11 protein-coding genes are annotated in these 26,038 nt (G+C 68.6%); all 11 read left to right on the top strand.

Annotated features, from left to right (window positions below):
- The first annotated feature begins 51 nt into the window (after window positions 1–51).
- Complete coding sequence (locus ACZ7D7_RS30495) at window positions 52–453, top strand: hypothetical protein (protein WP_470828516.1); 402 nt, start codon at window positions 52–54, stop codon at window positions 451–453.
- On the top strand, window positions 450–629 hold the full coding sequence (locus tag ACZ7D7_RS30490; RefSeq protein ID WP_382227874.1) for a hypothetical protein: 180 nt from the start codon (window positions 450–452) through the stop codon (window positions 627–629). The genes ACZ7D7_RS30495 and ACZ7D7_RS30490 overlap by 4 nt, the downstream gene beginning before the upstream one ends.
- A 135-nt stretch (window positions 630–764) precedes the next feature.
- On the top strand, window positions 765–947 hold the full coding sequence (locus ACZ7D7_RS30485) for an FxLD family lanthipeptide (RefSeq protein ID WP_014676476.1): 183 nt from the start codon (window positions 765–767) through the stop codon (window positions 945–947).
- 74 nt (window positions 948–1,021) lie between these two features.
- Complete coding sequence (locus tag ACZ7D7_RS30480) at window positions 1,022–4,066, top strand: lantibiotic dehydratase (protein ID WP_470828514.1); 3,045 nt, start codon at window positions 1,022–1,024, stop codon at window positions 4,064–4,066.
- Window positions 4,036–5,220 (top strand): lanthionine synthetase C family protein, encoded by a 1,185-nt coding sequence (locus tag ACZ7D7_RS30475; RefSeq protein WP_470828512.1) that lies wholly within the window; start codon window positions 4,036–4,038, stop codon window positions 5,218–5,220. Before ACZ7D7_RS30480 ends, ACZ7D7_RS30475 begins: the two co-directional genes overlap by 31 nt.
- Window positions 5,221–5,312: 92 nt before the next feature.
- A complete protein-coding gene (gene fxlM / locus ACZ7D7_RS30470) occupies window positions 5,313–6,533 on the top strand; it encodes a methyltransferase, FxLD system (protein ID WP_470828511.1) in 1,221 nt (406 codons plus the stop codon).
- Window positions 6,534–7,053: 520 nt separating this feature from the next.
- Window positions 7,054–8,220: a serine/threonine-protein kinase gene (locus tag ACZ7D7_RS30465; RefSeq protein WP_470828509.1), complete on the top strand. Its 1,167-nt coding sequence runs from the start codon at window positions 7,054–7,056 to the stop codon at window positions 8,218–8,220.
- Window positions 8,221–8,329: 109 nt separating this feature from the next.
- Complete coding sequence (locus tag ACZ7D7_RS30460; protein ID WP_470828508.1) at window positions 8,330–11,506, top strand: SNF2-related protein; 3,177 nt, start codon at window positions 8,330–8,332, stop codon at window positions 11,504–11,506.
- The gene (locus tag ACZ7D7_RS30455) at window positions 11,503–16,989 is read left to right on the top strand and encodes a hypothetical protein (protein ID WP_470828506.1); all 5,487 of its coding nucleotides are present in this window, start codon (window positions 11,503–11,505) and stop codon (window positions 16,987–16,989) included. Before ACZ7D7_RS30460 ends, ACZ7D7_RS30455 begins: the two co-directional genes overlap by 4 nt.
- Window positions 16,986–23,708, top strand: a complete 6,723-nt coding sequence (locus ACZ7D7_RS30450) for a DEAD/DEAH box helicase (RefSeq protein ID WP_470828504.1) — start codon at window positions 16,986–16,988, stop codon at window positions 23,706–23,708. Before ACZ7D7_RS30455 ends, ACZ7D7_RS30450 begins: the two co-directional genes overlap by 4 nt.
- Window positions 23,705–26,035, top strand: a complete 2,331-nt coding sequence (locus ACZ7D7_RS30445) for a UvrD-helicase domain-containing protein (protein ID WP_470828503.1) — start codon at window positions 23,705–23,707, stop codon at window positions 26,033–26,035. Before ACZ7D7_RS30450 ends, ACZ7D7_RS30445 begins: the two co-directional genes overlap by 4 nt.
- Window positions 26,036–26,038: the final 3 nt, after the last annotated feature.

Genomic DNA, 26,038 nt, shown 5'->3' with positions numbered 1-26,038 from the left:
AACTCCATTCTCAACCACACGACAGCCCACGCCGGGCGGAGGTAGCACCGAATGACCAGCAGAGCGATACAGGCCGGACAGCCGGCGGTGCCTGCAGGCACGGCCCTTGTGTTGTACGCCTGCGTCCCCGCGTCGCTCGGTGTCCTGGCAGACGGGGCTGTCGACGCAGCCCGCCGCCACGCGAAGGAAGCGCACTGCTTGGTCGTCGCCGAGTTCGTCGACCACGCGGACCCCTTGGGTGACCGTGACGGATGCCCGGGATGGCACAACGCCCTGACCGCGGTGGAAGAGGGCAAGGCCATGGGCATCATCACGCCGCTGATGGTGATGCTGAGCCGGGGAAAGGTCGAGCACCTGGCCGCCTGGCAGCGGCACACCGGCGCCTATCTGCTGACCTCGTCCGTCATCGACACGCCGGAGGCGAACGGCTTACTCACGCAGGGGGCAGCGTGAACCCGGAGAAACTGGCGGCTGCCTCACTGACCACGCTGGCCCGCCTCTGGTATGTGCTGCGTCACCCCCGCTGGTACGCCCGCCGGTGCGGCTTCGGCACGTTCCAGATCCTCTTTCTGCCCGCGGTGACGACCGGGAGCCTGCTCACGGCTCTGTATCTCGGCCGCCCGCGGTAGCCCGCGCGGCGGGCATCAAGCCCCCCTCCTCGGCCATCGATCCGACTCGTTCCCCCACGGGCCCAGGTCGGCCGGGGAGGGGTTCCAGGCCGGCCATCCGGCCGGCGTAAACGATCATCCAGAAGGGATGAAGGCATGGCTTCTGCTGCTGTTCTGACCAAGCCGATCACGGAGACCACCACGGCTCCGGCGGAGGACCCCTTCGACGTCCAGGTGGAGGTCGTCACCGAGATCGACGCCGAGCAACTGCCGCAGGCCTGCGGCACCGGCGACGGCTGCAAGTCCACCTGCGCGTCCTCGTGCACCAGCGCGGTGTGACGTACGACCGCTGACGTGGGGCCGGGGGACTCCCCCGGCCCCACACCCTTCCGAACACAACGGCGGAGGCACCGATGGGCAAGCACACCAGGGTCTACCAACACACAGGGGCAGCGCTGTTGCGCGCCGCTGCGGCACCGCTGACGGCGCTCCCCACGTCATGGCCGGACCCGCACGACACAGACGCGGTGAGCGATTGGCTGCGAGACGTCTGCCGTCAACGGGTGTTCGCCGACGCGATCCGGCAAGCGAGCGGTGATCTGGCCGCGCGGCTGAACGACATTTGCAGCGGACGCCCCGTACACCCGAGGCAGATTCGGCGTGCCTACCTCGCTACCGTCTCCTACGTTCTGCGCGCCACCGGGCGCCCGACGCCCTTCGGTCTCTTCGCTGGGGTGGCGGCTGCCGGGATCGACAGGGAGCCGCACGTGCGGTGGGGCGACGCTCACCGCGCCGTCATCCGGGCAGACACCGAATGGCTGGACGACGTCTGTACCCGCCTGGAGTCCATCCCGGAACTACTGGACCGCCTGAGCGTCGTCCTGAACTCGCTGGCCATGCCCCGCGGTGACCGACTGCATGTCCAACACGGCGGCCCGAGGGGCGCCTCTGTCCGGCGCAGCCGCGTCGTACGACTCATCGAGAAGCACACCACTCGCCCTGTTCGCGTCACCGCGTTGCTCGCCGAGCTCGACAGGGCGTTTCCGGAAGCCGATCCCGTTCGTGCGCGTGCGCTGATCGCCTCCCTCATGGGGCAGAAGTTCCTCCTGACGAACCTGCGGGCCCCGATGACCGAGACGGATCCGCTGGGCCACCTCGTCGGCGAGCTCAACGCGATCGACGCGGACAGTGTGCCCTCCGCTGCTGGCATGCTCGTTGGTCTCCTGGCCGTGCAAGAAGCCTTCCGGGAGCACAACACGGCCCCCGCCCACGACCAGGACATCCTGCGCGAGGCAGCCGTGAGGGACTGCCGCAACGTATCCGCGGCGGCACGCAGTCCGATCGCCGTCGATCTGGTCCTGGACGCCGACGTCCAGATCCCCCTCAGCGTCGTACGGCAGATGGAACGTGCTGCCGACGCGCTGCTGCGACTCACGCGACAGCCGGCCGGACAAGGCGTGTGGCGGGATTATCACGCCGCGTTCTGGGAGCGTTACGGCAGCGGCACCCTCGTGCCGGTCAAGGACGTCATCGACCCGGTGGCCGGGCTCGGCTACCCGGCCGAGTACCCGGGCAGCCGTCGACTCGCCGCGAGGCTGATGGTGTCCGAGCGGGACGGGCGCCTGCTCGCCGTGGCATGGGAGGCAGCTACTGCCGGCAGCCGCGAGATCATGCTCACCGACGAGCTGGTCGACCAGATCGCGGGGGCGCCTGCCGTGAGCGAAGCAACACCCCCGTCCGTCGAGATGTGCGCCCGCATTCACGCCCGCGACCTGCAGGCCCTGCGGGATGGCCACTTCACGGTCACGGTCACACCGGCAAGAAGCGCAGGGACGCTCACGTCCCGGTTCACCCCGGTAGCCACCGGCTCCGGCCTCGAAGGGGTGTACCGCAAGGTCCCGCCCAGCATCGAAGGCGCGCTCACCGCCCAGCTCTCCTTCCCGGGCCTGTACGCCCACATCGAGAACGTGGCCCGTATCCCTGCCTACCTTCCCCATGTGATCTCTCTGGGAGAGCATCGCCCCGCCGGTGAGAAGGTCGAGGTCATCGACGTCGACGACCTCGCCGTCACCGCCACTGCCAACCGCCTGTACCTCGTCAGTCGTTCGCGTCGCCAGGTCATCGACCCGCAGGTCTTTCACGCGATGGCGCTGGAGAAGCAGCCGCCGCTCCTTGCCCGCTTCCTCGCCCACCTGAACCGGGCCTTCGGCCCCGCCTGGACCGGGTTCGACTGGGGCCCGCAAGCAGAGCGTCTACCGTTCTTGCCGCGCGTGCGCTACGACAAGACCATCCTGTCACCGGCCCGCTGGTACCTTTCCGCCGACAGCCTTCCCCCTGCCAAGGAGGACAGGAGCCAGTGGATGGATGCCCTCACCTCCTGGCGGAAGATGTGGCAGTGCCAAGGGCCCGTAGAGCTACGCGACGACGACCGTGCCCTGCGACTGATGCTCGACGTGCCCGCACATGCCGCAATCCTGCGGGAGCACCTGAACCGTAACGGGCAGGCCGTACTCACCGAGGCACCGCCGGAGGACGGATTCGGCTGGATCGGCGGCCGTGTCCACGAGGTGGCCGTGCCGATGACCAGCACCCGGTCACCCTTGCCCAATCCCCTCACCGGTCGCCTGCCCGTGCAGCGCAACCGCACGCTCGGCCCCCTCCCCGCCGCACCCGCCGCGCCCTGGGTGAACGTGCAGCTCTACGCCCACCCCGATCTCCATGACGAGCTGATCGCCCAGGGCGTGGCCACCTTCGCCCCGCGTCTGCAGGATCACCCTGACTGGTGGTTCATCCGATATCGGACGCCACACGGTGCGGACCACATCCGCCTCCGCGTTCGCGCTGCGAGCGCCGGCCAGCGCAGCGCCTACACCGAGGCCATCGGCACTTGGGCGGCGATACTGCACAACTGCGGCATGATCAGTGACCTCGCGTTCACCACCTACACTCCCGAAATCGGCCGTTACGGCAGCGGTCGCACCCTCGCGCGCGCCGAAGCCGTGTTCGTCGCCGATTCGTACGTCGCAGCCACGGCCCTCGCAGGCACCACAGCTCCGGGCACCCACGGTCACGCCCTCACAGCCGTGGGCATGGTCGACATCGCTTGCGGCCTGCTCGGTGCTGACAAGGGCCTGCGCTGGCTGGCCGAACGCCCGGTATCAGCCGCCGCTGGACGCGATGCGACCGACCAGGCCATCGATCTCATCCGGGCCGGAAACCCAGCCGCACGCGGCTGGTCCGCGGCCCTCGCCGACGCGTGGCACCGCCGCGGTGAGGCCCTCGCTCGCTACCGCGAGCTTCTGGACGACGGTATGGACGTTGATGCGGTGCTGGAGTCGCTGCTGCACATGCACCACAACCGGATGCGCGGCGTCAACCGCGACGACGAGAAGACCTGCCGCCGCATCGCGCGCCAGACTGCCATCGCATGCCTCGCATGGTCGGAGGCACGCCGGTGAACCCTACGGCCCAGGCAGCGCCCGGCTGGCCGCAGTCCCTCTACTCGGGAGCCGCCGGCATCGCCCTTTTACAAGCGGTTAAAGAGCTTGTGGGCGTGGGCGATATGGAAGCGATGCGAGCGTGCGCCGAGTCCATGTTTCGTATGCCGATCATGGCGGGTCCCGAGGGATTCGGCCTGTACGAGGGCGCCCCAGCAGTCGCCTATGTCCTCACCTTCACGGACACCCCCTCCACCGAGCGGCTCCTGTCTGCCCTCGACGGCCATGTACGGCGCATGACGACCTCGCGGCTGGAAGCCGCCCGCGCCCGGCAGGAGAGCGGGCAGCCCGCGAAGACGGCCGAGTTCGACTTGATCAGCGGACTGGCTGGCTTCGGCGTCTACCACCTGCGCCGGGGCAACATCGGTGAGCTGCAGGGCATCCTGTCCTACCTCGTTCAGCTCTGCGAGCCCATCACCGTCGGCGGGCAAACGCTGCCCGGCTGGTGGAGCATTAGCGAGGCCGGTACCGCGTGGCCGGCCGACGGGCACGGCAACTTCGGTCTCGCCCACGGCATCACCGGGCCCCTGGCGCTTCTCGCCACCTCCTCGTTGCGCGGTTACACCGTGCCCGGCCAGGAACGCGCCATGACTCGCATCTGCCAGTGGCTGGACGACTGGAGGACCGGCGACGGGCGCTCCGCCCACTGGCCGGAGTGGATCGACTTGCAGGAGCAGCGACGCGGCAGTACCGCGAGCATGGGCCCGAAGCGACCGTCGTGGTGCTACGGCACTCCAGGGATCGCCCGTGCGTTGCAGCTCGCCGGACGCGCGCTCGGCGACGCTGCGCTCCAGGAGCATGCCGAGCAGGCACTCGCCGGATGTCTGCTGGACCCGCAGCAGCTCGCCCTGCTGACCGATGCTTCCTTGTGTCACGGGTGGTCGGGGCTCATACAGGCGGCCCGACGTGCTGCCGAGGACGAGAAGGGCGGACAGCTCTCCGACCTGCTCCCAAGGCTCCGGGGCGGGCTCACGACCCACCTCGAAGAGCACGGGCCACCGGCCCGCTCCACCCTCATGGAAGGCACAGCGGGACTGGACCTGGTCCGCCTCGACGACTCCAAGTGCGCCACGCCCGAGACGAATTGGGATCTCTGCCTGTTGTTGAGCGGCTGACCCGATTCACCACCATTTCCCACCACCACGACGTAGCTAGGCTCTGCCCGCACTCCGCCCAGGACGAGCCGGGCGCTCCCGGAAGGACATGTATGACTGAGCACAGCACTCCGCAGGAACTGCGCAACCGCCTGGTCGACCGGATCGTGAAGGCCAGCCTCCCCGGCCTCTACGACGCGCGGGTCGAGGACGCGATGCGCACGGTCCCCCGGCACGACTTCATTCCCCAGGCATCTCTGGAACTGGCCTACGCCAACCAGGCCGTAACGATCAAGGACAACCCGGACCCCGACGCCCTGCCCCTCAGCTGCGCCTCACAGCCCGACGTGGTGTTCTTCATGCTCGCCCAGCTGGGCATCCAGCCGGGCAACAACATCCTGGAGGCCGGCGCGGGTACCGGGTACAACGCCGCGCTCATGCGACACCTCACCGGCCCGACCGGGACCGTCACCACGCTGGACTACCACGAGGACGTCGCTGCCCACGCGCGGCAGCGGCTCGACGCGACCGGCTTCAGCGACGTGCGGGTCCTCACGCGCGACGGCGCCCTGGGAGCCCCCGAATATGCGCCGTTCGACCGGCTGATCGCCACCGTCGGTGTATGGGACCTGCCCGCATCTTGGTGGGATCAGTTGGCCGTCGGTGGCCGCCTGGTGCTTCCGCTGCGCTGGCGCGGCCTGACCCGCAGCATCGCCTTCGTCCGCGAGGCCGACTGCCTGCGCTCGGAGTCTCTGGCCACCTGCGGCTTCCTGCCGATGATCGGCCAGGACGGCGAACGTGAGGGCTACGTCGACGAGGACCACCTGGTCAAGCTGTACTGGGATGCCGACCAGCCCATCCACGCGCTCAGCCTGCGCAAAAGCCTGGCCGAGGCGAAGGAACACCTCCTGTGGACCAACGTAGCCGTCGCACCGGACGAACCCCTCGACGGAATCTGGCTCCGCCTCAGCGCAGTGGATCCGGCGACCTGCCGCATCACCGTCCGCCCCGAGGCCTTCGCCAGCGCCGCCGGCCTCCATCGCCCGACCATCCCCGCTCTGAGCCCTGCCCTGGTTGAAGGCGACTCCCTGGCCTACCTGGTTCTCGAACCGGTGGACGTTCAGGGCAGCAAGCGGTATCGGCTGGGCGCCGCCGGGTACGGACCGGCCGGCCAGGAACTGGCCGAGCGACTGGGTGTGCAGCTGCGTGCCTGGGACGACGACCGCACCCTGCCACCGTCGATCATCGCCTACCCGGCGGGGACTCCGGACGAGAAGATGGCCAGCGGACACATCATCGACAAGCCATCCGTCCGCCTGGTCATCACGTACTGATTCTCCCCCTCGACCTGGCGCGGCAGCTGGCGCAACGGATGCGTCCGCTGCCGCGTCATGGCTGCGAACTTCACTCTCACCCGGTCGCTGCCCACGAACCTGAACCGAGGCACCGAAGTCGACGGCCTCGCCGTCGGTCCTGATCCACGGGTTGGTGCCGCTGGCGTCGTTGTCCCGCTTGCGTTGGAGAACCCGAGTCCCAGCAGCCGCAGCCACTGACATGTACCGGACAGTGAATGTCGTCGGTGAACAAGCCGCCGGCTCCCCTGCCATCGCGCCCGGGCGTGCGTGCTCAGACGCTGAACCCCGATAATCAGCAAAGTACGAGCGATCACCGCATCCGGACATACGAGGCATACGCCTGTTTCCGCCGCCGCCTTCGCCGCCCCGTAAGGAGTGAGTGCGTCCGGAAGGCAGGACGCGTCGTAGGGTCGCCGAACTGGTATGACACTCGTACGACCACGATCAGTAAGTAGTCTGTAGCGGTCGTACAGTCGTTGCGGAAGTCCCGGGGGGTGTGGTGAAAGGCGCGACTCTGCCGCCGCGAATCGGTCCGTATCTCGTCGAGCGGCGGCTCGGCGCCGGTGGGATGGGGGAGGTATACCTCGCCTACTCCATCGCTGGTGAACCGGTCGCCGTCAAGGTGATCCGGCCCGACCGCACGGATCCGCACACGCGCGCCCGTTTCGAGCGCGAGGCAACCATCGCGCGTACGATCTCGGGAACGGGCCGTGTGGCCCGTTTCATCGAGGCGGATCCCTTCGCCGAGCAGCCCTGGCTGGCCATGGACTACGTCCCCGGACGCCCGCTCTCCGACGTCGTGGATGATCAGGGTCCACTATCCGCGCCACTCGTGGCGAGCCTCGGCGCACTCCTGGCAGAGGGGCTCGCCGCCGTACACGCTGCAGGTCTGGTGCACCGCGACCTGAAGGCGCAGAACGTCATCCTCGGCGACTTCGGACCCGTGATCATTGACTTTGGCCTCGGCGCCTTCGTCGGGGCGTCCAAGGGGTCGCTGACGCAAGCCGGCTCGGTCATCGGCACGGTGCGCTGTATGCCGCCCGAGCAGGCCATGGGCGAGCTGGACGTGACGCAGGCCGCCGATGTGTACGGCCTGGGCACCGTACTTCTGTACGCGGCGACCGGGCACTACCCGTACGACGGCGCCCGATGGGAGGCTGTCGCCGCGCAGGTGGTCAACCCGGAGGTCGGCCCAAATCTGTCCGGGCTGCCCGATGAACTGCTCCCCGTCGTGACGGGCATGCTGGCGCACAAGGCGGACGACCGGCCCTCCCTGGAGGAGGTGACCCGGCAGTGTACCGATCTCCTGCGTCTGCTGGGAACGAGTCCAGCCCGTGCCCGGCGCGCTCTGATCCAGGAGACGACGGCGACGGACCATCCCACGATGGTGTTGCCGCAACCTGATGCGCCGATGCTGGACCGGCTCGACTCGCTGGAGCGGCAGCTGCGCGCAGAGTCGGAAGCTCCGGCGGAGAACGTTCCTGCCCCGGCGCCGGACCTGGAATCGGCTCCGGACGCGGCATCCGAGCACGAGCCGGAGTCCAGGAGGGGGAGCCCGGACAAGCCCGCACCCCGAAGGGGCCGTCCTCCCGTTTCCCGCAGGGTCGCCGAGGAGCTGCGCGAGCGCTACGCGGCCAAGCCGACGCTCGCCTGGTCGAAGCGCTGATCCGCTCCCCCGTCTGTCAGCGGTGGGGGCCGGTTCAGGGCGTTGACCACCTCGCGCCCCATATGTGCACACTGCACATCACCGATCACAGTCCACAGAGGAGCACCACGTGACCACGGCGATGCAGCCCGAGGTTCCTGAGGCGCGCGACGCCGACGCGAGGGAGTGTGCGTATCCGGCCGGCGCGAGGCCGGCCTTCGCCCCTGGTGCCCAGGTGCGCATCCGGGAGGAGCAGTGGCTCGTGAAGTCCGTCGCGGAGTCCCGTGACGGACTCATGGTCGAGGTCAGCGGAGTGTCCCCGTTCGTCCGCGGTACGGACGCGGTCTTCTACTCCGGCCTGGACCAGATCGACGTACTCGATCCGCGCAAGACCAAGCTTCGGCCCGACGACACCTCCAGGCACGCCAAGGCCCGCCTCTACCTGGAGGCGGTGATCCGCAAAACCGCGCTGCCGCAGACCGAGCACGGCATCGCGCTCGCCGACTCCTTCCTCATGGACCGGCAGGAGCATCAGCTTCGTCCCGCCGAGCTGGCGCTGTCGATGCGGAACCCGCAGCCGCGGCTGCTGATCGCCGACGTGGTCGGTCTGGGCAAGACCCTGGAGATCGGCATCACGCTCGCCGAGCTGATCCGGCGCGGGCGCGGCGAGCGCATCCTCGTGGTCACGCCTGCCCATGTGCTGGAGCAGTTCCAGCGCGAGCTGTGGACCCGCTTCTCCCTGCCGCTGGTGCGCCTGGACTCCACCGGCATCCAGCGCATCCAGCAGGAGATCCCGGCGGGCCGGAACCCCTTCGCCCACTTCAAGCGAGTCATCGTCTCCGTCGACACCCTCAGGTCGGCGACGTACGCCCACCACCTGGAGAACATCACCTGGGACGCGGTGGTCATCGACGAGTCGCACAACCTCGTGAACAAGGGCACCCGGAACAACGCCCTGGCCCGCCGCCTCGCCGAGCAGACCGATGCGCTGATCCTGGCCTCCGCCACCCCGCACAACGGCGACGCCGAATCCTTCGCCGAGCTGATCCGGATGCTCGACCCGGCGGCGATCGCAGACCCCAGGAACTACAAGGTCGCCGACCTCGACCACCTCTACATCAGGCGCACCAAGACCGACCGCGAGGTACGCGACGGCCTCAAGGGCAAGCCGTGGGCCGAACGCGGTCCCTCCCTGCCGGTGCCCGCACCTGCGACGCCGAAGGAGATCGCCGTCCTGGAGAAGCTCGCGAGCGAGTGGACCCCGGGTGACCCGAACCGTTCGTCGGTCTGCGCCGACCCGCTGGTCGGCTACAACTTCCTGAAGGCATTCCTCTCCTCCCACGTCGCCCTGCGGGAGTCCCTCGCCAGGCGCCGTGAGCACCTGAACAACCCGAAGAGCGGCACGACGAAGGGCCGCAAGGCCAAGACCGCGGCGGACGCCGCCGCCCGCCGCGCAGCTCTCGCCGCCGAGAGCAAGGCCCTCGCCGAACTGGAGACGCTGGTCGCGGACTTCACCGACCAGGACTCCGCGAAGCTCGACGTGCTCGTACGCACACTCAAGGACGACCTCGGTGTCGGACCGGCCTCCCAGCGCCGCGTCGTGATCTTCTCCGAGCGGGTCGACACGCTGAACTGGCTGGCCCAGGTGGTTCCGGCCCGCCTCGGCTTCAAGAAGAAGCACCAGGCCAAGCCCGATCAGACACGTCCGTGGAAGGCGTACGACGGCGCCGTTGAGGTCATGCACGGCGACACCACCAACGACCAGCAGCAGCAGGAGATCGTCGACCGCTTCGGCCGACTCGAGGAACCGGTTCGGCTGCTCTTCACCGGAGACATCGCCTCCGAGGGCGTCAACCTCCACCATCAGTGCCACGACCTCATCCACTACGACCTGCCCTGGTCCCTCATCCGGATCGAGCAGCGCAACGGACGCATCGACCGCTACGGACAGGCGGTCAGCCCGGAGTTCCGTGCGCTCATCCTGACCGCCGACGTGCCCTGGCGGCGCGACGAGGAGAGCGGCGAGATGCTCACGCTCGACGACCGGCTCGTCGGCACCCGTCTGCTGCGGCGTGAGGCCCAGGCTCACGAGATCGAGACCGGCGAGGGCAGCGCCGAGGCTGTCACCGGGCTCTACAACGACAAGAAGGAAGAGGACCGCCTCACCCGCGACCTGATCAAGGGCGGCACCGTCGAACGCTCTCTCAAGCAGTCCCGGCAGGAGTCCGGTGGTGTCCTCGCCGGGCTGCTCGCCGGCGCCAACGCCAGGCTGGCCGACCCGACTGCTGCCCCGGCCACCGTCGGGAAGGCCCCGGTCCCCGAGGCGGACGTTCCCCATGTGTTCGCGAACACCAAGGCATACTTTCAGGCCGCGGTGGAGCTCATCTACCCGCCGGCCGAGCGCGAGGACCTGGGCTGGAAGCCCGAGACGGCGGGTGGGCGCATCGAGTTCACCCCGCCCGACGACCTCCAGTACCGCTTCCGGGAACTGCCGAAGTCGTACCTGGAGCAGGAGAAGATCCTCACCACCCCCAAGCACGAGGGCACGCTGCGCATCACCTTTGACAAGAAGTACGCCGCCGACCGGCTGGAAGCCGCCCGCAACGCCAAGCAGGGCAAGACCGGCCAGCCCACCTCCCAGTGGCCCAATGTCTCCTATGTCTCCGACATCCACCCGGTGCTCGACTGGGTGACGGACAAGGTCCTCGCCAAACTCCGCTACGACGAAGCGTTCGTCCTCGCCTACCGGCCCGACGTCGACAAAGCCAAACGGATCGACGCCGCCCTGCCCGCGGCGCTCACCGGCCCGGTCTACCTCCTCCAGGGCGTCTACTCCAACGCCGCGGGCAAGCCGACGGTCGTCGAGTGGATGGCCGTCACGGGCCTCGCGGAGGCCGCACCTCGCGTATGGCGCATGGACTCGGCGTTCCTCGCCGCCTGCGGCGTCGGCCCCGACATGCCCGGCCGTGGCCGGCCCGTCGATCCCGACCTCCTCCAGGCACTCGTCCCCGCGGCCGTCGACGCGGCCGAGACCCACCTGCGCGAGCGCCGCGCCGACTACGACAAGCAGGTCGACTCCTACCTGGCCCCCTACGAGGAGCGGGTGCAGGCCTGGGAGCAGGGCGCGCTGATCGCCGTAGGCAACCAGGAGCGCCGACGTCGGCACGTGTACGACACGGCCGCCCGCCGCCGCGACCTCGTACGCCGCCTGCGAACCGACGGCGACCCGATGCTGCGGGTCCTCGCCGTCCTCGAACCCCTCCACATCACCGCGTCCGCCGCGCAGGCCGAGGAGCCCGCACGATGAGCTACACCTACGACTCCTTCGCCAACCGCGGCGAATACCTCTCCGCCCACTACTTCAGTGAAGAGCTGGAGAACACCCTCAAGAAGAGCAAGGCGGGCGACGAGGGTCTGTTCACCCTCTGGACCAACCGCGAGACCGACCCGCACGACCCGCGCGCCACCCCGCGCGAACTGCTCCCCCGGCTACGCGGTGACTACCAAGCCACCGTGCGCCCCTTCCTGGCCTCCCGCGCCCAGCAGGAGGAACCCGGCAGCACCTACGACGACCCGACGGGCGAGTGGGCCGAGCACCTCACCACCTGGCACACCGCCTTGCTAAAGGCCCTCGGCTACGGCGGTGACCGGCCCGAGCCGATCACCGTGCACAACGCTGGCCGGGACTACGAGCTCCAGGCCGCCTGGCACGGAGACGGCATCGTGGCCGTCGACTGCGGGTGGACCGCCACACTCGACCACGCTCTCGACCCCGAGAAGGCAGGACTGCTCCTCCACCCCCTCAAGACCGCCGACGGTCTCATCGAAGTAGGCGAGAAGCTGGCGGGCTGGCTCTTCCAGAGCGAGCTGCACGAGCCCGGCGGCGAGGCTCCTCGCTTCGTGCTTCTGCTCTGCGGCGGCGTGCTCGTCCTCGCCGACCGGGGTGCCTGGGCCGAGGGCCGCTACCTCGCCGTCAGCCTCGACGCGGCCCTCGCCCGCAACGACACGGCAAAGGCAGGGGAACTCGCCCTGCTCGCCGCCCTCTTCTCCCACGACATGCTCGCGCCCCGTCCCGACGGCAAGGGCCGGCGCATCGACGACCTGCTCAAGGCGTCCCGGGACAACGCCGTCGGAGTGAACTCCGAGTTGCGCAAGGGCCTCCAGCGCTCGGTCGAGATCATCGCCAACGAGGTGCTGGCCCGTCTGCGCGAGGCGGAGGTCGAGCCACGGGACATCGAGGACCCCAAGCAGGGACCGTTCGCCAAGCAGCTCACCCGCGAATCGCTGCGCTACCTCTACCGCATCCTCTTCCTCCTGTACGCGGAGGCCCGTCCCGAGCTGGGCATCCTGCCCGCCGAGGACTCCACGTACGAGGCCGGCTACTCGATCGCCCGCCTGCGTGAGTTGGTGGCGCGAGAGAGAAAGCTGGTCGACGAGGAGAGCCGCATGGGCTTTCACCTGTACGCATCCCTCGACGTCCTGTTCAACAAGGTCAACTACGGCCACCGACCGCACGGCACCGAACCGGACGACCACAAGCCCGCCGCCGAGCGCAGCGAGCAACGCGGCCTGCGTTTCGAGGCGCTGCGCAGCGAGCTGTTCGACCCGAAGGCGATCACCCTTATCGGTCGCCGCGTCCTCGATCCGCGCTGGGACGAGGACGGGGACGAGCAGCCGCGGTGGCTGGACCTGCGGCTGCGCAACGAGGCCCTGCACCAGGTGCTGCGTCTGCTGACCATGAAGGAGGCCAGTCAGAGGGGAAGGCAAGGCGGCTTCATCTCCTACCGCAACCTCGGGATCAACCAACTCGGCGCGGTCTACGAGGGCCTGATGTCCTACACCGGCATCATCGCAGAGGAGGAACTGGCGGAGGTCGCCAAGCCCGGCGCGAAGAGGGGCGACAAGCAGTACGGCGACCCGGAGAAGGGCTCCTGGCTCATCCCCGCGGACCGGCTGAGGGACTACCCCGAGAACACGCATGTCGTGTACTCCGCCCAGGACGCGGAACAGTACGGTCTGCGCGGCCCGAAGAAGTACGCCCCGGGCACGTTCGTCTACCGCCTGGCCGGCCGCGACCGGGAGACCTCCGCCTCCTACTACACCCCCGAGTCCCTCACGAAGGTCACCGTCGAGCTGGCGCTCAAGCACCGCCTCGACCAGGAGAAGGACGCAGAGGGAAACACAGTCCGGACGCGGGCGAGCGATCTGCTGCGCTACACGATCTGCGAACCCGCCCTGGGCTCCGGCGCGTTCCTGAATGAGGCGATTAACCAGGTCGCCGAGGAGTACCTCAAGCGTCGCCAGGAGGAGCTGGGCGTCAGTCTTGACACGTCGAAGACGCTGGACGCCAAGCAGAAGGTGAAGGCGTACATCGCGCTCCACAACGCGTACGGGATCGACCTGAACGCGACGGGCGTGGAGCTGGCCGAGGTGTCGCTCTGGCTGAACACCATGCACCCGGGCATGCGGGCGCCGTGGTTCGGCCTGCACCTTCGACGAGGCAACTCCCTTATCGGAACTCGTCGTTGGGTGTATGAGGCGGAGCGCATCAAGAAGGAGCGGACGATCGGCGCCCAGACGCCGACCAAGCTGCCTTTCCGAGCTCCGGAGGACGGTGCGGAGCAGCCCCTGCCGGAAGGGGCTGTGCATCAGTTCCTGCTGCCCACGCCCGGGTGGGGTGCGGTCGCGGGGGCGAGCGGCGATGCGAAGAAGCTGGTCGAGCAGCTCGCCGGGCCGCAGGTGGAGAAGCTGAAAGCGTGGAAGAAGAGCGTCCAGACCAAGCCCAAGCCGACGGGCGGCAAGAGCAGCCAGCTCGCCCGGTTGCAGGCCGCGGCCCGTCGGGTCGAGTTCCTGTGGCAGCTGGTGGCCAAGCGCATGGAGCTGAGCGAACGGGAGATCGCCCGAACGATCGATGTGTGGGGTACCGACCGTGCGGAGGACGCGGAGGAGTACGCCTTCCTCCGCCGCGACAAGCAGAACGCGGACCGAAGCCTGCCGCTGACCAAGGAGCAGGTCTTCAAGGACCTCTTCGACGCGGAGGGTTCCCCATACTGGCGGCTCAAGCAGGTCATGGACGCGTGGTGCGCGCTGTGGTTCTGGCCGCTGGACAAGGTGGGGCTGCTGGACGGGTCGGACGCGGAGTACGCCACAGCTCCGGTGGTGACGGCACAGGCGGGCGCCGACCTGGACGCGCTGCTGTCGTCGGTGGCCGGGCAGACCGTCGAGGCCGCCGGGCAGCCGCCTGAGCCGACGCCCGCGCCTCAGTTCGTCGAGAACGGGCTGCTGTTCAGCATGGACGGTGACCAGATGTCCTTCGGCGAAAGCGGGGACGACGACGCGCTCGTGGTGAAGAAGGAGGTCAAGAAGGGGCGTGGCTCCTCCGGACCGAGGAAGCCCGCAGGCGCGGCGCGCCGCCGGGACGTCATCCCACTCGCGAGCCTGGACGACTGGATCGCCTTCCTGGAGTCCATGGTGGGCACGGGACCGATCCCCGAGAACACCTTTGCCACGACCGTCGGCTCTCTCAAGGAACTGAAGGCTTTCGAAGACCTGATCCAGGCTGAGATGGGCATGGATGACGCCCGGAAGGCGGTGGAGACGCGGTATCCGTGGATGCGGGTCGTCCGTGACATCGCCGAGGAACAGGCGTTTCTACATTGGGAGTTGGACTTCGCTGGCGTCTTTGTCAGCGAGGCCGGGGGCTTCGACCTTCAGGTGGGCAACCCGCCGTGGGTGCGGCCGGAGTGGAAGGAGAACCCGGTCCTTGCGGAGTACGAGCCGTGGTTCATGCTCACGGAGAAGCCGAAGGCGGAGGACAGGAATCGGCGGCGGGAGGCCGAGCTCGCGCGCAAGGAGGTGCAGGAGTACCTGGTCGGTGAGGTGACGAATACGGTGACGATGGCGAGCTATCTGTCTGCGTCGCCTGTCTACCCGCTGATCTCGGGTAGCCAGCCGGATCTGTACCGGGCGTTCATGTGCGAGGTCTGGGACCACGCCGGGCGCGGTGGTACGGCCGGAATGGTGCACCCCGACACCCACTTCGCGGGTGACAACGAAGCCAAGCTGCGGGCTGCGGCGTACCAGCGGCTACGCGTGCACGGTGACTTTGTCAATGCGGGAAACCGCTTCTTTCCGCCGCCGGTGGGTCGGTCCAGTCACTTCGGCGTGCACGTCTACGGGCCCGAAGGGGAGATCTCCTTCGACTCTCTGTCGTGGCTCTTCACCGTCGACTCGCTTCGGCTGTCCGCCTCCGCCGAGAACGCCGGCGCCGATCCCGGCGTCAAGTACGACGGCGACTGGGACGAACGCCCCCACCCGAAGCGTGTCGTCCGCGTCACGCGCGACACCCTCAAGCGGTGGCGTCGGCTGGCGGGTGACGAAGGGCCGCTGGAGCACACGCGTCTGCTCACGCCGGTGAGCACGGCGGAGGACCCGGCGATCGACGCGCTGGGCATGTATCCCTTGCGCCTGGGTGCGCTGCGCCCGGAGATCACCCGCGGATACGACGAAAGCGGAGCCAAGAAGGCGAGGTTCGGTCCGGACAAGAATCAGCGGCTCATCGACTACAACACCGGCGTCGACCGCCAGGAGGACTACCACGCGAAGGCGTGGAGCGACGTCATCCTCAAGGGTCCGCAGATCGGCGTTGCGAACCCTATGTTCAAGCAGCCCAGCCAGGGCGGTGGCGAGGTTCGCGGCCTCGACCCCAGGGTGCTCGCGGACGACGCGGTGCCGGAGTCGGAGTACCGGTGCGTGGCTCCTCGCGAAGTATTCCTGGGCGAGCAGGACAGGTGGCCCGACTGGGAGAAGTACGAGTCGCTGCTCGCTTCGGAGGAGGAGCGGGCGCAGGCGCGGCTCCGGATCGCGGAGAAGCGGGACGTGGAGCCGGAGGCGGTCGAGGACGAGCAGGTGGAGAAGTTTCTGCTTGCTAAAGCCAGCAGGCCATACAGTGAGCGATTCCGTTGGGCGTGGCGGAACCAGATCGCTCCGGACACTGAACGCGCCTTGTATACAGCCTTGTTGCCTCGCGAGGTCACTCATGTAGGTGGAATCCGCAGTGCCTTCGTTTCATCGATGCGGCATTCGGCCTTGATCGGAGGATTCTGGTCGGGCCTGCCGATCGACTACTTCTTGCGGACGCTTGCCTGGTCGCATCTTCACGAGAACCCAGCCAAGCTGCTGCCGGCCCCCCAGGAAAACCACCCCCTAGCCCCCGCCCTCCTCCTCCGTACCCTCCGCCTGAACGCCCTCACCACCGCTTACGCCGACCTCTGGGCCGATCTGTACGACTCCAAGTGGCCCGGCTACGAGCCCTGGGCCGTCGAATGGCCTCACCTCAAGACCGAGCTGCACAGGGTCACCCCTACCTGGCAGCGCGACACACCCCTCCGTACGGAGTACGCCCGCCGCGCCGCACTCGTGGAGATCGACGCGCTCGTGGCCGTATGGCTCGGTATCGACGCGGACACGCTCATCGCCATGTACCGGGCTCGTTTCCCGATCATGCAGGACTTCGACCGGGTGACGTGGTTCGACGCCGAGGAGCGGAAGATCGCCGGGGACCGGTACACGTACGGATTCGACCAGACCAAGGACCACTGGACCCAGTTCGAGGCCTACCTGAAGGACCCCGAAGCCGCCCCCGTCCCCGACGGATACACCGCCCCCTTCTACAAAGCCGACCGCGAGCGCGAGATGCGGGAAGCGCATGCCTATTTCAAGAAGCGCCTCGACGAAGCCGTGGCGAAGGGTCTCTGGGACCCGGAGAAGATGGAGGTCCCGGGTAAGTGAGACCGACCCTCGAAGCACAGGGACTGAAGGAAAGCCTGCTCCAGTACCTGTCCACGACGTACGGCCTCGCGGACGAGGGCGCTCGCAAGGCCCTGCACGCCTTCCTCGGAGACGAGACGACGGGCATGTTCCGCGGCCCGTACCTGCGGCTGCGTACGCCCTTCACCCCGGCCGAGGACGGCTGGCAGCAGCACCTGGACTGGGTGCGTACCGACGGCTGGAGGCCGTACGCGCACCAGGCCCGCGCCTTCGCCCGGCTCACCTCGAAGGACGGCCACACGCCTCAGCCCACCCTGGTCACCACGGGCACCGGGTCCGGTAAGACCGAGTCGTTCCTCTACCCCGTACTCGACCACTGCGCCCGCGAGCGCGCCGCCGGGAACGACGGGGTCAAGGCGGTCTTCCTCTACCCGATGAACGCCCTCGCCACCGACCAGGCGGCCCGCATCAACGGACTGCTCACCGAGTACGACGAGCTGGGCGGCGTACGCGCCGGCCTGTACATCGGGGACAAGGCGGCCACGCACTACGACAAGGTCTACACCCGCCGCCAGGACATGCAGCTGTCCCCGCCGGACATCCTGATCACCAACTACAAGATGCTCGACCTGCTGCTCCAGCGTGCCGCCGACGCACCGCTGTGGGACAGCAGCGACATCCGCTATGTGGTCGTCGACGAGTTCCACACGTACGACGGCGCGCAGGGCACCGACGTGGCCATGCTGCTGCGCCGCCTCGCCATCGCCGTCGGCGCCACGAGGCCCGGCAGTCCGCTCGGCACGATCACTCCCGTCGCCACGTCCGCGACCCTGGCCTCCGGCACCGACGAGGACGGAGTACGTCGGCTCCTCTCCGTGGCCACCAACGTCTTCGGCGCCGAGTTCACCGCGGACGCGATCATCGGCGAGGACCGGCTGACCGTCGACGAGTTCATGCTCGACGAGTCGATCCCGGACGCGAAGTTCTTGCCCGGCCAGGCCACGCCTCCCGAAACGCTGACCGCACTGCCTGATCCCGCCTCCGGTCCCGAAGCGCTCGCGGACCTCGCCGAGGCCGTCACCGGAACCCGTACGACCGATCCGGTCACCCTCGGTGCCGCGCTCAAGCGCAACCGGCTCACGTACGCGGTGCTGAACGCCTTCGACGGGACTGTGCGCACCTACGACGAGGTGCTCGACGTGATGCGCCGCAGTGGGGCGAAGAGCTGGGACGAGGCGATCACAACACGGCCGCAGATCGCCGCCCTGGCGCTCGCCCGCTTCGTCGCCCTGCTGTCCGTGGCGCGTGACCCGGACGCAGCGGCCGCGCTCAGCCGTCCCCTCGTGCAGGTGGAGGTGCACCAGTGGGCGCGGTCCGTCACGCGCGTGCTGCGTGGCCTACTGCCGTGGCCGAAGGCCGAGTTCGCCTGGGACACCGCCGGGGCTCAGAGCCGGCTGCGTACCACGCCGGACACGACCACCTCACGCGACACCAAGATCTTCCTGCCCGCCGTCTACTGCCGCGAGTGCGGGCGATCCGGATGGTCGGTCCTCGCTCCGGAGTCGGACCTGGAGGAGCTGGAGTTCGAGGCACACAAGATCCGCCGCGCCACCGTCACCGCCGAGAAAGCCAAGGTACGCACCTTGGTGGCGGCCACCGACAACGAGGCCCGTGAAGGCAATGGCCGTACCGCCATGGACCCGGCGGCGCAGAGGTCGCTGACCACCGGCGGCGCAGGTGTGCTGATGGTCCTCGACGGGCCCTCCCGGCGTCTACGTCTGCCCGACCCCCAGGCCGACTACGACGACGAAGGCAACCCGCAGCCCGCCGGCCCCGATTCGGCTTTCGTCCTCGTCCAGCTCGGCGACACCGCGGAACGTGCCGCCAAGGACGACTGGTGCCCAGCGTGCGGCACGCACAACGCGATCCGCTTCCTCGGTACCGGAGCCGCCGCACTCGCGGCCGCGTCCGTCACCCAGCTGTTCACCGGCGGGGAGATGGACAAGGAGCAGCGCGAGACGAAGACGCTGATGTTCAACGACTCGGTGCAGGACGCCGCGCACCGGGCCGGATTCGTCGCCTCCCGCTCGTACACATTCTCCCTGCGGGCACTGTTCACCAAGCACTTGAGCGAGGAGCAGCCCAGCGCGCTCAACGATCTCGTCGCCGACGTCGTCGCGGCCACCACCGACCGCGAGACGCTCGCCGCGGTCGTCCCGCCGGACCTGCACGACGACACGGGTGTGGCGCGTCTGTTGTCGGGCAAGGGCCGGGGCGGAGACAAGAAAACCTGGGACCTGATCGGTGAACGGTTCGCCTTCGAGGCCGTGATGGAGTTCGGCCACCGGTCCCGCAACGGCCGTACCCTCGAACTGACCCGCACCGCGGCCGCCTGGGTGGACCTCCCCGAAGAGCAGGCGGCTGTGGCGCTCGTACGGGCCGTGCATGAAGAGGCCGCCCAGCGCGGGCTGGCGCTCACCGAGCACGACGACGCCCGCTATCTCGCGTTCCTGCGCGGCCTGTTGGAGCGGCTGCGGACCCGGGGAGCTGTCGGACACCGGTGGCTGGAGAAGTTCCTCGACGAGGCGGGTACCAGCCGTTACTACATCTGGGGCGGCCGCCCGCGCGGCATGAAGGCCTTCCCCAAGGGCGTCTCCGCGCCGATTTTCCTGCTCGCGCGGCCCAAGCAGGGCAGCGAGTTCGACTTCGCCGCCGGGCGCCTGTCCTGGTACCAGACCTGGGCGCAGCGCTGCTTCGACATGACCCGTGAGCAGGCCGACGAGTTCTGGGTGCGACTGCTGCCCCGGCTCACCGATGCGGGACTGCTCGCGGCACGTACCCCCGGCGATACAACTGCCCGGATGTACGGCCTCCAACCCGGCGCCGTCCGACTTCAGTTGCTGTCGGACTCTCAGGTCAACGAGGCGTACGTGCGCTGCCCGAAGTGCTTCTGGGAGCAGACCGTCCACCCCTCGCTGCTGGCGCAATATCACGGTCAGCCCTGTCAGGCGTACCGCTGCACGAACGGGCGGCTGGTCGCCGGTGACCGGTGGCTGGAGACCGTCGACCGGCACGACCGGAACCGCGACTACCGCGACGACTACTACCGCAGCCTGTATCGGCGAGCGGGTACCTACCAGGTCATCACCGCCGAGCACACCGGCCTGCTCTCCCGCGGCAAGCGCGAACGCGTCGAGGAGGCCTTCCGCAGCGGTAGGGGCTTCAACGACCCCAACGTGCTGTCTTGCACGCCCACCCTGGAGATGGGCATCGACATCGGCGACCTCTCCGCCGTCGTCCTCGGTGCCCTGCCACGGCGGCCGGCCAACTACGCCCAGCAGGCGGGCCGGGCCGGACGCCGTACCGGCAACGCCTTCCTGCTGACCATCCCCGACCGCTCCCGCCGCGACCTGTACTTCCTCGACCGGCCACGCGACATGATCGACGGCCGGATCGTGCCGCCCGGTTCGTACCTGTCGGCCATCGAGATCCTGCGCCGCCAGTACACCGCGCACCTCCTCGACCTCGCGGCGCGCGGCCGGCTGCTGCGCGAGGACGGCAGGCCACTCGCCGCACTGCCGCGCCGCGTCGACGAACTGTTCGGTCCCTCCGGTTACCTCGCCGACTTCAGCGAGGCCGCCCTCGCCCACGGCGAGGAACTCGTCGCGGGCTTCCTCGCGCTCTTCCCGACCGGCGTGAGCGACACCGCCAAGGAGGAGCTGAAGAAGTACGCGGTGCGCCGCATCCGCAGCACGATCGAGAAGGCCGAACGCGAGTGGGAGCGTGAGAACCAGAAGCTGCGCACCCGTATCCGTACCATCCGATCCGCGATCGACGAGCTCAAGGAAGGCGACGACGATCAGGCGCGTACGAAGGCGGAGTTGGAGGCCGAGCTGGGAGCCCTCTCCCGGCAGGGCGCCGCACGTCAGCGCCAGCCGGCCCAGACCGTGCTCTGCGATCTCGGCCTGCTGCCCAACTACGCCCTGATCGACGCCGCGACCACCCTGCACTCCACGGTCTTCTGGCCCGAGGGCCCCACACCGGAGGGCAGCGTCCGCTACAAGTCGAAGCCGTTCTCCTACCAGCGTCCGCGTGGCTACGCTCTGTCGGAGCTGGCCCCCGGCAACACCTTCTACGCGGAGGGTTACAAGCACCGCATCACCGGTATCGACATCGTCACCGGCCGGGACCAGGACTGGCGCCACTGGCGCTTCTGCCCCTCGTGCGGCTATGTCCGCACCGAAGACGCCGAGACCGACATGACGCCCTGCCCGCGCTGTGGGGAGGCAGGCATCGCCGACTCCGGCTGTCTGTGGCAGATCGTCCAGCCCAGTGTCGTCACAGCCCGCGACAAGCGTGAGGACGCCAGGATCGGCGACGAGAGCGACGACCGTGATCACCGCTTCTACTCGGTCGTCGACATGGTCGACATCGATCCCCAAGACTTCGCGGTGGGCAAGTCCTGGCGGCACACCAAGGAGATCTTCGGCGTCGACTACACCCGCAGGGCTGTCATCCGCCGCGTCAACACAGGACCGCTCAGCGTCGGCGCCCAGGACAACGACCAGCTCGCCGGGCGGGCCGTGCGGATCGCGCCGTTCCATGTGTGTACCGCCTGCGGGGCCGCGAGCGCCGACGGCCGTCCGGTTTTCGACGACGACCGCGATGCCGTGGACAACTCCGCCAACCGCCAGCGCGAACTCAAGCACCACACCCCGTGGTGCCCGCTGCGGCGCGGCAAGAAGGGCGTACCCCAGGAACCGGTCCTGCTCGCCCACGAGCTGGAGACCGAAGCGCTGCGCATCCTGCTGCCCGCGGCGACCGTGCTCGTCGACGAGAAAGTCCACTCCTTCCAGGCGGCCTTGCGCCTTGGCGTGGACGATGCCTTCGGTGGTGACCCACAGCACCTCGACACCACCCTCGCCACCATGCCGGACCGTGACACCGCGGAGAAGCGGCACTTCCTCGTCCTGTACGACCGCCTTCCGCACGGCACCGGCTACCTCGACCGGCTCACCGACCCCGCGAACTTCCGGGAGGTGCTCGAAGGGGCGCGCCGGCTCCTCGTGGAGTGCCCCTGCGAAGGGGAAGGCGGGCCGGCCTGCCACCGCTGCCTGTACCGCTACGCGGACGAACAGCACATCGAGCGCGTTTCCCGCCAGGCCGCCCTGGAGATCCTCGACGAGCTCCTCGGCACCGAGACCGACGCCTGGGACACCGAGCCGGTCGGCAACACCGACCAGATCGGGCTGGACGGACAGGTCGAGTCCGACCTCGAAGCACGCTTCCTGAAGGCCCTGCGCGGGTGGGCGGGACAGCGCGCCGACGCCGTGCTGGAGGAGAGCGGCGACAACAGTGCCTATCTGCGGCTGGACGAGGTCGGCACCGTGCACGGATGGCGACTGACCGCTCAGCGCAACGAGGGTTTCACCCGTACCGACTTCACCTTCGAACGCGTCGACGGGCCCAAGCAGAAGATCACCGTCTATCTCGACGGTCACCGCTTCCACGCCACCCGGCGTCACAACCGGCTCGCTGGAGATGCCGACAAACGCAATCGGCTCCGGGCCGAGGGGCGTACCGTCTTCCAGCTCACCTGGGACGACCTCGACGCCTTCGAACGGCTCACGAACACGTCCGAGTCGGCGGTGGACCGGGAGCCAGCCGAGCCGGTCTGGCCGCCCTACCCGGCCAGTGCGCAGGACGTGGCCAAGCAGCTCTACGCCGACCGTGGTGGTGACGACCTCGCCTCCACCGCCTTCACCGACCCGATGAGCATGCTCCTCGCCTACCTGCGCAGCCCCGACGATGCCGCCTGGGGCAAGCGGGCGGCGGCCGTGGTGGGCGGACTCCTCGGAACCGGCCAGGAGATTCTCATCGGCAACGGCACCCCCAGCCAGACTCGCCAGATGCTCGACCTGCTTCTCGGCGCCTGGGGACGCGCCGACGGCATCGCCCCGGCACCCGTCCAGGACACGGGCACGCTCAACCTGTTCCAGACCTGCGACCAGTCCGGTCTGCCCGTCGCCTTCCTGGTCGACGGGGCCACCGGCTACTGGACCGCCCTGGCCTGCCTGGACGACACCGAGCCCGACCAGCTTGGCACACCCGAGCACAAGACGCGCTGGCGCGCCTGGCTCCAGTGGTCCAACATCCTGCAGTTCCTCGCTCACGACGGCGGTGACGGCGTCCAGCTGACCACCGCAACCGCGGGCCGCTTCGACACCGCGATACTCAAGGCCTTCGGCGGAGTCGGCGAACTCGAATCCCTGATTGTGCAGTACGGCACCGGCGCACCCGCGCCACAGCCCGTGGCCGCGGAGATGTCCCCCGTGGAGGCGTCCAACGACACACCCCTCGAAGCGGCGCTGCGGGATCTGCTGTGGGACCGGGAAATTCTCGTTTACCTCGACGAGGACGAACCCGACGCCCCCCTCACCCGCCTCGCCCATGCCTTGGCCGACGGCGGCAAGAAGGCCCCCGCATACGGCTACGAGCTCGGCGAACGCGGTTGGCTCGCCGACTTCGCCTGGGACCACGGCGACCTGCGGATCGCCGTCATGGCCGAGCCGTACGACCAGGATGACGACGAGGGCGAGAAGACCTGGCGTGCCTACCGCGACGCTGGGTTCACCATCCGCTCGGCCGACGAGTGGCTCGCCGATCTCGACGCCCTCCTCGCCGCTCTCCCCGACGCTGCCGCCCGCCCCGACTCCGAAGAACAGAGTGCCGCCCGATGACCGCACGCCTGAGCCTCTACCAGAAGGCCGAAAACGAGCTCTACAAAATGGACTCGTCGGTCAAAACGAAGTTCTACGACTTCTGTCACCAGTTCCGTCTCGACCCCGATCACCCAAGCCTCGATCTCAAGCCGCTCAAGGGCGACGGCCGGATCTTCCGCGCCAAGATCGACCGGTCGTACCGGGCGCTTCTAGCCCGGGCCGGGGTCGGCGCCGACGGGGTGCAGCAGTGGCTGATCGTCGCCGTTCGCCACCGCAAGGACGTCTATGAAGAGCTCAGCGTCGCCATCAACCGGATCACCGGTGAAATCGAGTTCGTCGACCTCGGTGTAGTCGGCCAAAGTGTCCTCCAGCGGGCGGGACTCCAGCTCACTCCGGCCCCGGACGAGCAAGCCGCACCCGCGGCGGAGCCCACGCCCGCGCCGGTCGTAGCAGATCAACCGCCCACCCCTGCCGAACCACTTCTCGTCGGCTGCACCCCTGAGGACCTGCGCCGGCTGGGTGTCGCCGACGCCCTCATCGACCTCGCCCTCACCGTCACGACCGACGAGGAGCTCGACCAACTCATCGCCGGCGCCCCGCGCCTGACCGCCGAGGTCCTCACCGGGCTCGGCTCAGGCATGTCCGTCGAGGAAGTCGAACGCGAGATCACCCAGCCTGCTTCCACCGAACTCGAACCTGGCTTCGAGAACGACATGGCGGCAGCCCTGACCCGCACCGCGGTCACCACAGTCGACGACGACATCCGCAACGTCCTCGCCGAGGGCGACTTCCGCGCATGGAAGGTCTATCTCCACCCCACCCAGCGCAAGATCGTCGAGCGGAACTACAGCGGTCCCGCCCGCGTCAGCGGTGGCCCCGGCACCGGTAAGACCATCGTCGCCCTGCACCGCGTCGCCCGTCTGGCCGCCGCTCTGCCACCCGGCCACGGCAAGCCGATCCTGCTGACGACCTACACCAAGAACCTCACCGCCGACCTGCGCTCCCGGCTCACCTCGCTCATGGATCCGGCGCTGCTGAGCCGGGTCGACATCAAGCACATCGACCAACTCGCCCAGAGCGTCCTCAACGAGAACTCGGCACCTGGCTCTCAGCGCAGCCTGATCACCGATGACGCGGCCCTGGACGTGCTGCGTGAAGTCCTCTTCGAACACGACGAACAGCGCTGGGACGCCGAGTTCCTCTTCGACGAATGGGAACAGATCGTCCTCGGCCAGTCCCTTGCCACCCGCCAGGACTACTTCAAGGCCCGCCGCGCCGGTATGGGGCGCGCCCTCAGCCGTCCCGAACGCGCTGTCATTTGGAAGCTGCTCGACCAGTTCACCCTGCGCCTGAACGGACTGGGCCGTGAAACCTGGGCGCAGGCCGCCGAGCGGGCGGCCCGCTACGAGATGGAACGCGCCCGCAAGATCCAGCTCCGGGCCGAACGCAAGGGAGACATCGGCGGTGGCGACCTGACCCACCTTGACGACAACAGCTCCGCGATGCGCTACCTGCGTCACCGCTACCGGCACATCGTCGTCGACGAGGCTCAGGACCTCAGCCCCGCCCACTGGAAGATGCTGCGCGCCATGGTCGCCCCCGGCTCGAACGACCTGTTCATCGCCAGCGACACCCACCAGCGGATCTATGACCGGCAGGTCACCCTGTCCACAGTCGGCATCAACATCCGCGGTCGTTCCTCGAAACTGTCCCTCAGCTACCGCACCACCCAAGAGATCCTCGACCAGGCCGCCAAGGTCGTCCGCGGAGTCACCTACGACGACCTCGACGACGGCACCGAGACCCTCAACGGCTACCACTCCCTGCTGCACGGCCCGGCCCCCGAGTACGTTGCATGCGACGACTGGACCGACGAGATCACGCAGCTCGCCGAGGCCCTCAAGAGGTGGCGCGAGGAAATCACGCACCCCGCTGAGGACGGCACCGTACGTGACCCCAGCGGCACCATGGCGGTCTGCGTCGCCGATGGCGACATGGCCGGCCGCGTCGCCGCCGACCTGGAGCTCAAGCACGGCATCACCACGGCCACCCTCACCAAGGACGGCCCACAGGGAAGCGGCGAGGTCCACATCGGCACGATGCACCGCTTCAAGGGGCTCGAATACCAGAAACTCGCGGTCGTCGGCGCGAGCGCCGGCATCCTCCCGCGCACTGCAGTTGTCGAGAAGTACGAGACAAGCGACCCCAAGCGGTACGAACGCGAACTCAAGAAGAGCCGTAACCAGCTCTTCGTTGCCACCACGCGAGCCCGCGACGCGCTGCGCATCTCGTGGCACGGCAGGCCCAGTCCCTTCCTGCCTTTGCAGGGAGCGGGCAGGCTCTGACCT

Source organism: Streptomyces sp. NPDC037054, assembly GCF_055606745.1.
Note: the sequence above shows the minus strand (reverse complement) of the source record. Positions and strands in the feature narration are given on the sequence as shown.